Source organism: Micromonospora sp. DT229, assembly GCF_049844505.1.
Lineage (GTDB): Bacteria > Actinomycetota > Actinomycetes > Mycobacteriales > Micromonosporaceae > Micromonospora.
In genome coordinates this window covers 235644-249243 of the sequence record NZ_JBNCLD010000001.1, presented here as the reverse complement: position 1 = coordinate 249243, position 13600 = coordinate 235644, and the positions used below count along the sequence as shown (strand labels likewise).

Genomic DNA, 13600 nt, shown 5'->3' with positions numbered 1-13600 from the left:
AGAGGTGTTTGCGTGACTCTTTACGGCTGGGACGCGAGTGACTACGACGTCGACCGAGGGCTGACGGTCGACCGAATCCGCGACGCCCGCAAGGCGGGAATATCCTTCATGACCTACAAAGGTACGGAGCAGTCCGCTGCCGGTACCTTCCACAGCCAGTACTACCGGGTGATGCTCACCGCCGCCAAGGATGCCGGCATTCCCTTCCTCGGCATGTACGTCGTGGTGCACTCCCAGGTCACCGCCGAGGAGCAGGCCACCACGGCCATCGACTACGCCGACGAGCACACCCCCTGGTGGCGCGACTACGACCGGTTCTTCTGGCAGATCGACCTGGAACGGTGGCCGACGGACGACGTGCCCTCCTCGGTCGGTGTCGCCGTCGCCCGCGAGTTGGCGACGCGCACCGACCGGAGGGTGGTCATGTACGCATCCAGGGGCCAGTACGGCTCGAACGAGTTGGGTGACTACCCCCGCTGGAACGCGAACTATCCCTACCAGGTCGCCGAGGATCTCAAGGCCGCCTATGCGCGTGCCGGTGGTGATTCGGGACCGGGCTGGGGCCGTTATGGACGGCCGGAGATGATGCCGCGCATCTGGCAGTTCACGGATTCGGCAATTATCGGTCGACAGCACACCTGCGACGCCGACGCTTTTCGCGGGACCGAGGCGGATTTTGCGGAAATGATCGGCGCCACGGCGCCGGAAGGAGACGACGTGATCGCCAGCTTCCTCAGGGTGCCGTACCGGGATCAGACGCTGGACACCGACGACACCTTCCACGCCATCCGCTGGGAGAGCGGCACCTATCACTGGACCCTGCCCGCCGAGGGGATCGTCGCCGTCCAGGCCACGGTCGACCTGCGAGGGCTGGAACAGAACGATCTGGTCCGGGTGCGGGCGGAGTACACCGAGCCGGGCCGTCCCGCTTCCGACACCCCCTGCTGACCCAGGAACTCGTCCCACTGAACCCGGACACCGTCGGCGGCATCTTCGTGGTGAACACTCCCAACATCAATGTCGAGCTGCCCTCCGGTACCGAGATCCGGCTTCAGGTGGCCGTACGGGCCGGCGACACCACCCGGCGGGTGTCCTACGGCGACCTGACCCGGGTCAGCATGGTGCTGTTCCGACTGCCCAGCTGACCCCCGCCCCGACCGAGCCGGGCTGCCCGGGCCGGGTCGCACCCGGGCCGGGCTTTCACCCTCGGGTGGAGGTCACGGCCCGTCGGGTGTCCGGCGCGGGTTCCTGCCAGTGACCGACCAGCTCCCGGTAGGTGGGGGAGTGGTGCAGCAGTTCCTGGTGGCTGCCGACCAGTGGCCGGTCGCCGTCGAACACCAGCACCCGGTGGGCGCGTAGCGCCGAACTGATCCGGTGGGCGATCACCACGAGGGTGCCCGGGCGGCGGGCGAAGGCCCGTTCGACCCTGGCCTCCATGCTCGGGTCGAGGTGACAGGTCGCCTCGTCCAGGATGACCAGCGGGGCCGGGGCCAGGTAGGCCCGTACCGCGGCGATGAGTTGGCGTTCCCCGGCGGAGAGAGCACCGGGCTCGACCTCGGCCGCCAGCCCACCGAGGCGGTCGACCAGCGGCCAGGCGCCGAGGGCCTCCAGGGCCGCCGCCACGGTCGCCTCGTCCGCCTCCGGCCGCAGGTACAACAGGTTGTCGGCGAGGGTGCCGGTGCGGACGTACGCCTCCTGCGGCACCAGCACCCGCAGCCGGGCCAGGGCCTGCGGGGTGGCGGCGGTGACCGGGGTGTCGGCCAGGTGCACGCTGCCGGACTCCGGTGGCACCAGCCCGGCGATCAGGGCGGCCAGGGTGGATTTGCCGGCACCACTGGGCCCGACCACGGCCAGGTGCTCCCCGTGGGCCACCGTCAGGGTGAAGTCGGCGAGGACCGGCCTCGCGTGCGGGCCGTACCGGAAGGTCAGCCCGCGGGCCCGTACCGCAGCGGTCCGCGGTGCTGGTCCGAGGGCCGGCGGTGGGGCGACGGGGTGGGGGTCGGGCGGTGGGGCAACCGGGGGCGCCTCGTCGTGGGGTCCGGGTGGTGGGCAACTGCGCAGGATCCGGTCCAGGGTCACTGCGTAGCGCAGGCCGCCGCCGCCCACCCCCTGCACGAGAGCGTGCAGGGCGGGTTGCAGACCGGTGGTGACGTAGACCAGCGCGCCCAGCACGGCACCGGTGCTCAGCCCCTGGCGCACCAGCCAGGGGGCGGCCAGCAGCAGGACCACCACGGGCAGCCAGCCACCCAGCCCGAGGCTCAGGCTGCGCAGGGCGGCCATCCGGGCCAGGGTCCGCTCGGCGTTCGACTGGGCGACGATTCGCCGGTCGACCGCGGCGATCACCCGGCCCTGCCCGCCGCAGGCCAGGACGTCGCGATGTCCGGTCAGGGCGGCGGCGGCCGAGCGGCCCAGTTCCTCACCGGCGGCCACCTGGGCCCGCTGGTGGGTGACCATCGCCGGCAGCGCCGCCGCGAACACGGCCAGCCCGAGCAGCAGTGGCGCGGCCACCGCCGCGGCCAGCGGCGGCGACAGGGCCAGCAGGCCGAGCAGCGCCGCACCGGCGGTGAACAGGAAACCCCGGACCACCAGCAGCAGGCCGCCGAAGGTGTCCCGGACCACCTCCACCTGTTGGGTCAGTCGGGCCACGGCGGCGCTGTCCGGCCGGCCACCGGCCCGGGTGGCCTCGCGCAGCGCACCGTCGACCACCCGGGTGGCCAACTCGTCGCGGAACGGCTCGACGACGGCACCGAGACTGCGGTACACCCGGCCGGTGGCGACCGCCCCGATCAGCACGGCGACGGCCAGCCCGGCCAGCCAGGCCAGGCCGGTGGTGAACCGACCGGCCAGGAAGCCCTGGTCGACCGCCCGGGCCACGAGCAGGCCGCTGAGCAGCGCCGGCAGTGACTCGCCCACCGACCAGGCGGCCAGCCGACCCAGCGGGCGGCGGCGGGCCCGCAGCGCCGCCCAGGTGGTCCGGCGTACGCCGGTCATCGGGGGTCCCCGGCCGGGGTGAAGATCGCCTGGTAGTCCGGGTCGGCCCAGAGCCGTCGGTGCGGCCCCACCGCCCGCACCCGGCCGTCGTCGAGCCAGGCGACCAGGTCGGCCGCGGCGGCGGTCGCCGCACGGTGGGTCACCACCAGTCGGGTACGACCCTCGGCTCCCTCGGCCACCGCCTGGCTGATCCGGTGCTCCGTGGCGGTGTCCAGGCTGGACATGGCGTCGTCGAGGACCAGTACCCGTTCGGCGCAGAACGCGCGGGCCAGCCCGAGACGCTGGGCCTCGCCCCCGGAGAAGGGCGCCTCCGACAGCCGGGTGCGGAACCCGTCCGGCAACCGGGCCACGACGTCGGCCACCTGGGCGGCCCGGGTCACCGCCAGCACCGCCCCGGTCGCCGGGGTCGCACCGACCGGCGGTTCGGCCGACTCCGGCGGCAGGGCCAGAGCGATCGCGTCGTGGACGGTCTCGCCGACCAGGACCGGCCGGTCGAAGGCGTGTCCGATGCCCCGCCGCAACGCCGCCGGGCTCAACCGGGGCAGGGGCATCCCGTCGAGCAGCACCTCACCGGCGTCCGGGTCGTGCAGCCGCCCGGCCACCGCGGCGAGGGTCGACTTGCCGACCCCGGAGCGCCCGACTACCGCTAGGGTGCTGCCGGCCGGTACGAGCAGATCGACACCGCGCAGGATGGGTCGCCCGTCCTCGCGGTGCACCTCGACCCCGCGCAGCCGCAGCTCACCCCGGCCAGGGGGTAGCGCCTCGTCGCCGTAGCGGCGGGCGGGTCGGGCCAGCGGCTCGGCGATCCGGTTGGCCGCCGCGCGGGCGCGTACCAGCCGGTGCAGGGTGGACAGCACCGCACCCAACCCGGCGCCCAGGGCGGCGTACTGCACTGCGGCCACCAGTTGTCCGGGGGTGAGCCAGCCGACCGTGAGGGCGTACCCGCCGACGGCTATGACGGCCGCCTGCAACAGCGGACCCACCGCGGCGGTGCGGGCGCTGGCCTGGGCCAGCAGCCGCCAGCCCAGCGACCCGTACCGGCGTAGCTCCGGCAGGGCGGCCAGCACCCGTTCGCGTTCGGGGTCCACGGTCGCGGCGGCGGCGATGGTGCGGGCCCCGCCGAGGGCCTCCAGCAGCCGTCCGGCGATGTTGCCCAACACCCGCTGGTAGCCGGTCACGGCGGCGGAGGCGTCGCTGACGAAGGCCCGCATGAGCACCGCGAGCACCACCAGCCCACCGAGCAGGGTGATCCCCAGCAGCGGCTCGATCAGGATCAGCGCCACCACGCTGCCGACCGGTGGCACCAGGGCGATCACCCCGAACACCACCGCGGTGCCGGCCTGCCCGGCGTCGGCGCTCTGCCCGACCAGCCGGCCGACCAGGTCACCCACCGGGTACCGGCGAACCGTGCGGACATCGCAGGCGAACAGGTGGCGCAGCAGCCGCCGACGCAGCAGGAGAGTGGCCCGAGCCGCGCCGTAGCCGGCGGCCAGGTCACCGAGGATGTCGGTGACCAGCAGGCCGGCGACCAGGGCGCAGGCCACGGCCGGCCACCAGGAGGCCGTACCCCCGACGGCGGCGTCGACGGCGAGCCCCAGGGCGGCCGGAAGCGCGAGTTCGGCGGCGGCGCCGACGAGCGCCACCACCGTGAGCAGGACGGTCCAACCACCGCCGTCCCGGACCACCCGGCGCAACAGCCGGTCGGCGCCGTCTCGAGTCGGCATCGGCACCTCCCCGCGAGAAAGACGTGCGGCCCTGGGCGGGTTCATCGCCCCGCCCAGGGCCTCGCGTGGCGACCTGTCAGTTGCAGGTCGTGACGGACAGCGAGCTGTCGCCGCAGAGCAGCAGGCTCGCCCGGCTGCCACCGCCGGTGCGGTCGGCGGGGGCCATCTCCAGGCCCTGAAGGTCCAGAAGCGCCATGTCGTGTCACCTCCTTCCGTGCTGGTCGGTCTGATCGGATCCCCTCGCATCAGCGAGGGTGTCTGGGGCGCCCGTCAGGGGCGCGAGGAAGGGCAGCGTCACCGGGGCCTCAGCCCGGGCGGTGGCCAGGGCCAGCAGGACCCCTGCCGTACCGGTGCCCAGGTCCATGGACAGCCGCAACAGTTGCTCGCCCGGGAAGGCGGTCCCGTCGGCGTACGGCAGGGCGTGCCAGCTGAGGCGTTCGACCTGCGTGGCCAGTTCTGCGGCCAGGGCCGGGTCATCCGGGTACGCCGCGAGGTAGGCGACGATGCCGGCCCGCCCGGCGAACAGGCCGGACTGCGCGTAGAAGGGGGACCGGGCGGCGCGCCGCACCCCGGCGCTGGCCTCGGCGAACCGCTCGTCGGCCCGGTGGCGCAGGTACTGGTCGAGCACCAGCCCGATGCCTACGCTGCCCTGCCCCAGGTAGGGCATGGTGCGCCAGCCCTCGTTGACCTCCAGGGCGCCGTCCGGACGGACCACACAGCGGTGCAGGTCCTGTCGCAGTGCGGTGGCGGCGTGGGTCAGCAGTTCGGCCTCACCGGTCAGTTCGTGCAGCCGTACCAGCATCAGTGCCGGTCCGCTGCGACCGCGTAGCAGTCCCGCGTACGAGTGTCGGCCGCCGCTGATGTCCGAGGCCGGCTCGTCGGCGAGTTGGGTGACCACCCGCTCGGCGGCCGACCAGGCGGCCTCGCGCAGGGCCGGCTCGCCGGTGCGTCCGGCCAACTCGGCGAGGTTGAGCGCGATCCCGGACAGGCCACCGGCCAGGCTGTGGTCCAACCCGTCCAAGGGTTGCCGCAGGCAGATGTCGAGCACGTCGAGGGCGTCCTGTCGGCGGCCCAGCAGTTCCAGGGCGTACGCGACACCGTGCAGCCCGTCGTAGAAGCCGCAGCGGGTGCCGGAGGCCGGTGAGGTGGCCTGGCGTACCAGCCATCGCTCGTGTTCCGGCCAGCGCCCGGCGCCGCTGACGTGCAGTGCGTACAGGACTCCGGCGGCGCCGTGGGCGAGATTGAGCCCGCCGCTACGGAACTGCTCGATGTCGCCGGGGAAGAGTCGATCCTCGCGCCCGGGTGTCGCGCTGGCCAGGATGGCCCTGGCCACCCGGTCGCGGTGGGCGGGTCCGAGGTCGACGGTGAGGTCGACTCGGGGTTCCGCCGCTGCCGGGCTTTCCCCGGTGATCTCCGCGACGGCGGCGTCCAGAAGTTCTCTCGGCACCGGGAACCGCTCTGCGATCACCTCCGCCAGGTGTGCGGCCTTGGCCGGTGCCAGTCGGACCAGTTGGGTCAGCGGCAGGAACAACGCCAGCCGCAGGCAGGCCAGGGCGTAGTCGTCGACCGCGGGACCGGTGCGGTCCCGGGGGGCGGCGAAACCCTGGTTGCGCAGGCCGGGCCGGCGGTGCCCGTCGATCGGTGCGGTCACCTCGAAGTCGACCAGTGCGATCCGGTCGTCCGGGCGGACCATCACGTTGAACAGGTGCAGGTCGCCGTAGACCAGGCCACGTTCGTGGATGGCCTTGATGACCTGCTCGACCTGCCGGTGGACCTCCAGCGCCCAGCGGGTGTAGTCGGCGCGGCCGGCGTCGGTGGCGTCGGCGTCGATGAGGGGGTACCGGTCGACCAGCACCTTGTTCAGCGCCCGGCCCTCGATGAACTCCAGCGCCAGGAACCGGTGCTCGCCGAGGGTGAACTCGTCGTGCACCCGGGGCACCTGCGGCAGGTCGGCGAGTCGACGCAACGCCTCGGCCTCACGGGCCAGCCGGGCCACCGCGTCGGTGCCGTCGGCGTCCAGACCGGCGTGCGGTCGCGCCTCCTTGAGCACCACCTGGGTGTCGGTGCGCAGATCCCTTCCGACATAGAGGCCGCCGCCGTTGGAGAAGTGGATGACCTTCTCGATCCGGTACGGCACCTCGTCGGTGCTGGTGGCGTTGCGGGCGGCCAGGTGCGGTGCGAGGAAGTCCGGCAGGGTCACCCAGGCGGGTACGTGGAAGACCGGGTCGCGCCGGTCCGGCACCAGAGTGCCGGTGTCGTCCTCGATCGCCGGTACGACCTGCCCGTCCGCCGAGTGGCAGTAGCGGGCGGCGAAGCCGCCGTAGCGTACGTGCACCGGACCGGTGCCGTAGCGCAGGTCGCTGAGAATGTACGGGCCGGGCTGTCCGGCGAGCAGTTCGTCGAGTTCCTTGCAGACCAGTTCCAGCTCGGCCTCGTCGTGTGGGTAGACGGTGACGAACTTGCCGCTGGCCGCCCGGGAGGCGTACTTGGAGTTGCGCAGCAGCAGGGTGCGCGGACCACGCAGGAACTTGAAGGACAGCCCGCGCGGGACGCAGTAGTCCCAGACGGTGTCCAGCACCCGCTCCGCGTTGTCCAGGGTGGCCGCCACGTGGATCTTCCAGCCCTGCTGGGGCAGCGAGTCACCGTCCGGGGCGTAGATCAGCCAGTCGTCCAGCGGCTCGGTGCGCCAGCCCTCCGGCAGCGCTCGTCGGGCCGCGGCGAAGGTGGGCTGTTCGACGGCGTTGCCGAGCGAGTCGTAGAAGTGCCTGTCGGCGGCGCAGTAGCTGTCGTAGCGGTCGTCCACCGCGACTCCTCCCTCCCCTGATCGGCTCGCCTCTGTGTCCTGCTGGCTGATAAGAGTCTGTCCGTTCGGCCAATGGTGGAGCCAGTGCGTTCCGTCATGAGGTGGTGTGCGTGCCGCACAATCGACCGTGACAAATGTCAGGTGAGGGGCCATGGCCCGCCGAGGGCCTCCCGCCGCCGGTCGCCTCGCTGACCGAACGGTGCCTGACTGCGGCGGCCAGCAGGCCGGGCATTTCGGCGGATGTCCGCAGACGGCCGGGCCGGGTACGGTGCACGCCGTGACGGCTGACGATTACTCCGCGCCGGCCGATGGGCCGATCGCCGTTCTGGCCAACCCCGACGCCGGCCGAGGAGTCCATCGGGGGCTGCTACCCGAGGTGCTGGACCGCCTGGCGGCCGGCGGGCGCCCTCTACAGGTCCTGAAGGCCCAGACCCGTACCCAGGCCGAGGCCGCCTGCCACGAGGCGGTCGCCGAGGGGGCGGCGGCCCTGGTCGCGGTCGGCGGCGACGGCACCGTGCACCTGGCGTTGCAGGCGCTGGCCGGCACCCGGACACCCTTCGGCGCGGTGCCGATCGGCACCGGCAACGACTTCGCCGTGGAGACCGGCTCTCCCGTCGACCCCCTGGCCGCCGTGGACGCCATCGCGGCCGCCCTGCGCCAGGGACGAACCCGCCCGCTCGACCTGGCCCGGATCACCGGGCCGGACGGCGGGAGCCGGTGGTACGGGGGGGTGCTCGCGGCCGGGTTCGACGCGATCGTCAACGAACGGGCCAACCGGATGCGCTGGCCACGCGGCCCCCGCCGCTACGACCTGGCGGTCCTGGTGGAACTGGCCCGACTACGCCCGCGCCACTACACCTTGCGCCTGGACGGGGTGACCCACGAGGTGGAGGCCGTGCTGGTGGCGGTCGGCAACTGTCCCTCCTACGGCGGGGGAATGTTGATCTGCCCGGATGCTGACCCGACCGACGGACTGCTGGACGTCGTCGTGGGCGGGCGCTACAGCCGGCGCACCCTGGTCCGCGAGCTGCCGAAAATCTACGAAGGCGCCCACGTCGACCATCCGCTGGCGCGCACCTATGAGGCCCGCACGGTGGAGATAGCCGGCGCCGAGATCACCACCTACGCCGACGGCGAACGCTGCCTACCCCTGCCGATAACCATCACCGCCCACCCCGCCGCCCTCCACCTCCTCCTCCCCTGACCCACCCACCCCCGGTGGCCCCCGTTGATCATGAGGTTAGCGGCAGATGTCGATCTCCTGAGTGCCGCCAACCTCATGATCAACCGGTGCTGGGGTGGGTGGGGTGGGTGGTCAAGGGGAGGATGGAGCCTAGGCCGTTGGGGCGGCCGACTTCGGCGGTGGGGAGCACCAGTGCGGCGCAGCCGGCCGCTACCGCTCCCGCGTCGGCGGGGGTGTCGCCGACCATGAGGGTGCGCTCCGGGTCCACGCCGAGCATGCCGCAGGCCCGCCAGAAGATCGCCGGGTCCGGCTTGCAGCGGCCAACCTCGTACGACAGGACGAAGGCGTCGACCAGGTCGGCGAGGCCCCAGGCGGCGAAATGGGGACGGATGTCGAAGCCGATGTTGCTGACCACCGCCACCCGTACCCCGGCGGCCCGCAGCGCGGCCAGGATGGGGGCGGTGTCCGGGTACGGCACCCAGCCCTCGGGGGTCAGCACCCGTTCGTAGAGGGCCTCGGCCAGGCCGTCGATGCCGGCGTCGACCGTGGCGGCCAGCCCGGTGTACGCGCCCCGGTGGGCGTGCTCGTACAGATCGCGGTCGGCCCACAGCTCGGCCAGGTGCGGTGGTACCCGGGCCGGCAGCGGCCCGCCGGCCCGACCCGCGGTGAGCAGTCGGTCGGCCAGCGCGGTGGCCCGGACCCGGTCGAGTGCCGCCCCGCAGGTCGCCGCAGCGGCCAGCACCCACTCGCGGGGCTCCTCCACCTGGGCGAGGGTGCCGTGGAAGTCGAGCAGTACCGCCTCCACCGGATGGCGGGAGGGGGTCGGCTGGTCATCGCGTACGGGGTGGGTCGGTTCGGCATGATCCGGCACGTGGTGCACCCTACCGACCCCCTCCGACCCGCCTGCCGGTCGGCCTTGCCGGGTGCGGTGTCAGGTGTACGGACTAATCTTGGTGACATGTCGAGCCCCGCCGAGCGGTACGCCGCGGCGCGCCGCCGGGCCGCCCAGGCCTCCCAGTTCCCGGCCCTGGAAGAGTTCACCTCCGACCTCGGGTTCGACCTGGACGACTTCCAGCGTGAGGCGTGTCAGGCCCTGGAGCGGGGCAGCGGGGTGCTGGTGTGCGCGCCGACCGGCGCCGGCAAGACCGTGGTCGGTGAGTTCGCCGTACACCTGGCGCTGCGGGGGACCCCCGGGCAGCCGGCGCCGACCGACGGCCCCCGGCGCAAGTGCTTCTACACCACCCCGATCAAGGCCCTGTCCAACCAGAAGTACCACGACCTGGTCGATCGCTACGGTGCCGAGCAGGTAGGGCTGCTCACCGGCGACAACGCCATCAACGGCGACGCCCCCGTGGTGGTGATGACCACCGAGGTGCTGCGCAACATGCTCTACGCCGGCTCGGCCACTCTGGAGGGCCTGGCGTACGTGGTGATGGACGAGGTGCACTACCTGGCCGACCGGTTCCGGGGCGGGGTGTGGGAGGAGGTCATCATCCACCTGCCCGCCTCGGTCACTCTGGTGTCGCTGTCGGCGACGGTGTCCAACGCGGAGGAGTTCGCCGACTGGCTGATCACCGTACGGGGTGAGACCACGGTGGTGGTCAGCGAGCACCGGCCGGTGCCGCTGTGGCAGCACATGCTGGTCGGCAAGCGGATGTTCGACCTGTTCCACGACGCGGCGGCGGCCCGCAAACACGACGTGCACCCGGAGTTGCTGCGCTACACCCGGGAGACCGTGCGCCGCCTGGACCTGGGCGAGGGGCGCGCCGCCGGCTGGGGCGGGCGGCGGGGGCCCCGCTGGCGGGGGCCTTCGCGGCCGGACATCGTCGACCGGCTGGACCGCGAGGGGTTGCTGCCGGCGATCCTGTTCATCTTCAGTCGGGCCGGGTGTGCCGCGGCCGTGCAGCAGTGCCTGGCGGCCGGCTTGCGGCTGACCTCGCCGGAGGAGCGGGCCGAGATCCGCCGGGTGGTGGAGTCCCGGGTGACGGCCATCCCCAGTGAGGACCTGTCGGTGCTGGGCTACTGGGAGTGGCTCGACGGTCTGGAGCGCGGGCTGGCCAGCCACCACGCCGGGATGCTGCCGGCGTTCAAGGAGGTCGTCGAGGAGCTGTTCGTCCGAGGGCTGGTCAAGGCGGTCTTCGCCACCGAGACCCTGGCCCTGGGGATCAACATGCCGGCCCGCTGCGTGGTGCTGGAGCGTCTGGTCAAGTACAACGGCGAGGCCCATGTCGACCTGACCCCGGGGGAGTACACCCAGCTCACCGGGCGGGCCGGGCGGCGGGGCATCGATGTGGAGGGTCACGCCGTGGTGGTGTGGTCCCCGGAGACCGACCCCCGGCACGTGGCCGGGCTGGCCTCCACCCGCACCTACCCGCTGCGGTCCAGCTTCCGGCCCTCGTACAACATGGCGGTGAACCTGGTCGGCAGTGTCGGCGCGGCACCGGCCCGGGAGTTGCTGGAGTCCTCCTTCGCCCAGTTCCAGGCGGACCGGTCGGTGGTCGGCCTGGCGCGGCAGGTGCAGCGCAACACCGAGACCATCGAGGCGTACGGCGTGGAGGCGCAGTGCCACCACGGTGACTTCGACGAGTACTTCGCGCTGCGGGTGGCCATCGCCGACCGGGAGCGGGCGATCGCCCGGCAGGGGCAGAACCAGCGCCGGGCGGCGGCGGTGGCCGCGTTGGAGCGGCTGCGAGTCGGTGACGTGATCCGGGTGCCCTCGGGGCGGCGCGCCGGCCTGGCCGTGGTGCTGGACCCGGCCGCCGGCGGCTTCAGCGAGCCGCGTCCGCTGGTGCTGACCCAGGATCGCTGGGCCGGGCGGATCAGCCCGGCCGACTTCACCACCCCGGCCGAGGTGCTGGCCCGCATCCGGGTGCCCAAGAACTTCAACCCCCGCAACCCGGCCGCCCGCCGCGACCTGGCGGCGCAGGTCACCGGCACCGGGCTGGACCGGCACAGCCGTCGGGGTGCCCGGGGCCGGCAGTCGGGCGAGGATCACCAGCTCACCCAGTTGCGTGCCGAGTTGCGGCGGCACCCCTGTCACGCCTGCCCGGAGCGGGAGGAGCACGCCCGCTGGGCGGAGCGTCGTCGTCGGCTGGAGCGCGACACCGAGGAGCTGCGGGAGCGGGTGGCCGGTCGGACCGGGTCGCTGGCGCGTACCTTCGACCGGATCGTCGCCCTGCTCACCGCCCGGGGCTACCTCACCGCCGAGGGTGAGGTGACCGACGCCGGGCGGATGCTGAGCCGGATCTGGACCGAGACGGACCTGCTGGTGGCGGAGTGCCTGCGGCGGGGGGTCTGGGACGGGCTGTCACCGGCCGAGCTGGCCGCCGCGGTCTCCGTGGCGGTCTTCGAGGCCCGCCGCGACGTCGACGAACGGGCCTCCCTGCCGCGCGGGCCGGTCGCCGAGGCGGTCGACTCGACCTTGAAGCTGTGGAGCGAGATCGAGGCCGACGAGGCCGCCCGGGGCCTGACGGTCACCCGCGAACCGGACCTGGGGTTCGCCTGGCCGATCTACCGCTGGGCCCGGGGGGAGTCGCTGGCCAAGGTGCTGGGCAGCGGACACGAACTCGACGGCGAGATGCCGGCCGGTGACTTCGTCCGGTGGGCTCGTCAGGTGGTGGATCTGCTTGGCCAGATCGCCGACTCCGGTGGTGCCTCGACCGACCTGCGGGCCACCGCCCGGCAGGCGATCGGCGTGGTCAACCGGGGCGTGCTCGCCTACCACGTACCCGCCTGACAGTCCGTGAGTCCGGACTGACCTGTCGTGATGTCACCGATTCACAACGTTCTGCGCCGGATGGTCGCTCCTAATTGTGCCTGCTGGGAGCTTCCCTGATCATTTTACCGGCGCGTAACCCACGTGCCGTGAAGCTCTGGGGGAGCCGCCGTGGCGGAAATCAATCACTTCGAATACGGATGGATCACACCCGCACTCAGCTACGCGCTGTCGGTGCTGGGTTCCATCCTCGGGCTGATCTGTGCGGGCCGGATCCGTACCGCGTCGAGCACCGGTCAGCGGATCTGGTGGGGGACCCTGGCGGCCTGGGCGCTGGGCGGCACCGCCATCTGGACCATGCACTTCATGGCGATGCTCGGCTTCGCCGTCAGCGGCTCCCGGATCCGGTACGACGTGCCGATCACCGTCGTCAGCGCACTGCTCGCGGTGGTGGCGGTCGGCATCGGGTTGGCCATCGTCGGCACCGGCCGGCTGTCGGCGGTACGGGTGCTCGCCGGCGGCCTGTTCACCGGTGCCGGGGTGGCGGCGATGCACTACACCGGCATGGCCGCGATGCGGCTGAACGGGGACCTGGGCTACGACCCCACCCGGGTCGCCCTCTCCGTGCTGATCGCCGTGGTAGCCGCCACGGCCGCGCTGTGGTTGGCGATGACGGTTCGTCGCGGCATCGCGATCTTCGCCTCGGCCCTGGTGATGGGGGTCGCGGTCAACGGCATGCACTTCACCGGGATGAGCGCCCTGTCGGTGCACCTGCACGAGCAGCGCAGGGAGGTCACCGGCGCCGAGGTGGGCAGCCTGCTGATCCCCATCGTCCTGCTGGTGATCTTCGGGGTGGTGGGACTGGTCTACGCGCTGCTGGCGGCGCCCACCGAGGAGGACCGGGCGGCGGCGGCCTATCTGGACGCCCGCCGAGCGGCCCCGACCCCCGAGCCGGTCGCCGTCGACACGCCGGATCCGGTGGGCCTGCGCGCCCGCTCGACCCTGGCCCGTCCCGGCGCCCCCTTCCCGTCCCGCCGGGACCGCCCGCCGCGCTGATCCCGGCCCCGGTCGGGGTCCTGGAAGAAGAGCTGGTCAGAGCCACGATCGGTGGAGGCCCGCCCAATTCCCGGCAGGGAGGGGCTGCCGGCCCGCCGACCCTCCCGGCTGGACGGTCGCGGAAAGTG

General features: G+C 72.9%; 10 protein-coding genes. 5 read left to right on the top strand and 5 right to left on the bottom strand.

Going from position 1 to position 13600, the window contains the following annotated elements:
• Positions 1–12: 12 nt before the first annotated feature.
• Positions 13–948: a hypothetical protein gene (locus ACLQ2T_RS01215; protein WP_425764121.1), complete on the top strand. Its 936-nt coding sequence runs from the start codon at positions 13–15 to the stop codon at positions 946–948.
• Positions 949–998: 50 nt separating this feature from the next.
• Complete coding sequence (locus ACLQ2T_RS01210) at positions 999–1145, top strand: hypothetical protein (protein ID WP_425764120.1); 147 nt, start codon at positions 999–1001, stop codon at positions 1143–1145.
• Between the two features lie 55 nt (positions 1146–1200).
• Here the strand turns inward: ACLQ2T_RS01210 and ACLQ2T_RS01205 are convergent, their stop codons facing one another.
• The 4 genes from ACLQ2T_RS01205 to lanKC all read right to left on the bottom strand — a co-directional run bounded on the left by ACLQ2T_RS01205 (position 1201) and on the right by lanKC (position 7518).
• Positions 1201–2991: an ATP-binding cassette domain-containing protein gene (locus ACLQ2T_RS01205; RefSeq protein WP_425764119.1), complete on the bottom strand. Its 1791-nt coding sequence runs from the start codon at positions 2989–2991 to the stop codon at positions 1201–1203.
• Positions 2988–4715, bottom strand: a complete 1728-nt coding sequence (locus ACLQ2T_RS01200) for an ATP-binding cassette domain-containing protein (RefSeq protein WP_425764118.1) — start codon at positions 4713–4715, stop codon at positions 2988–2990. Before ACLQ2T_RS01200 ends, ACLQ2T_RS01205 begins: the two co-directional genes overlap by 4 nt.
• Positions 4716–4791: 76 nt before the next feature.
• On the bottom strand, positions 4792–4911 hold the full coding sequence (locus ACLQ2T_RS01195; protein ID WP_013734295.1) for a SapB/AmfS family lanthipeptide: 120 nt from the start codon (positions 4909–4911) through the stop codon (positions 4792–4794).
• 6 nt (positions 4912–4917) lie between these two features.
• Positions 4918–7518 (bottom strand): class III lanthionine synthetase LanKC, encoded by a 2601-nt coding sequence (gene lanKC, locus ACLQ2T_RS01190; RefSeq protein ID WP_425764117.1) that lies wholly within the window; start codon positions 7516–7518, stop codon positions 4918–4920.
• A 268-nt stretch (positions 7519–7786) separates the two neighbouring features.
• On the opposite strand from lanKC, the gene ACLQ2T_RS01185 reads away from it, so the two are divergent.
• Complete coding sequence (locus ACLQ2T_RS01185; RefSeq protein WP_425764405.1) at positions 7787–8722, top strand: diacylglycerol kinase family protein; 936 nt, start codon at positions 7787–7789, stop codon at positions 8720–8722.
• 79 nt (positions 8723–8801) lie between these two features.
• On the opposite strand, the gene ACLQ2T_RS01180 is transcribed toward ACLQ2T_RS01185, so the two are convergent.
• On the bottom strand, positions 8802–9572 hold the full coding sequence (locus tag ACLQ2T_RS01180) for an HAD family hydrolase (protein ID WP_425764116.1): 771 nt from the start codon (positions 9570–9572) through the stop codon (positions 8802–8804).
• Positions 9573–9659: 87 nt separating this feature from the next.
• Here ACLQ2T_RS01180 and ACLQ2T_RS01175 point away from each other — a divergent pair, with 87 nt between their 5' ends.
• Together ACLQ2T_RS01175 and ACLQ2T_RS01170 are read left to right on the top strand one after the other, a co-directional pair.
• Positions 9660–12437 (top strand): DEAD/DEAH box helicase, encoded by a 2778-nt coding sequence (locus ACLQ2T_RS01175; protein WP_425764115.1) that lies wholly within the window; start codon positions 9660–9662, stop codon positions 12435–12437.
• A 150-nt stretch (positions 12438–12587) separates the two neighbouring features.
• On the top strand, positions 12588–13472 hold the full coding sequence (locus tag ACLQ2T_RS01170; RefSeq protein WP_425764114.1) for an MHYT domain-containing protein: 885 nt from the start codon (positions 12588–12590) through the stop codon (positions 13470–13472).
• Positions 13473–13600 lie beyond the last annotated feature (128 nt).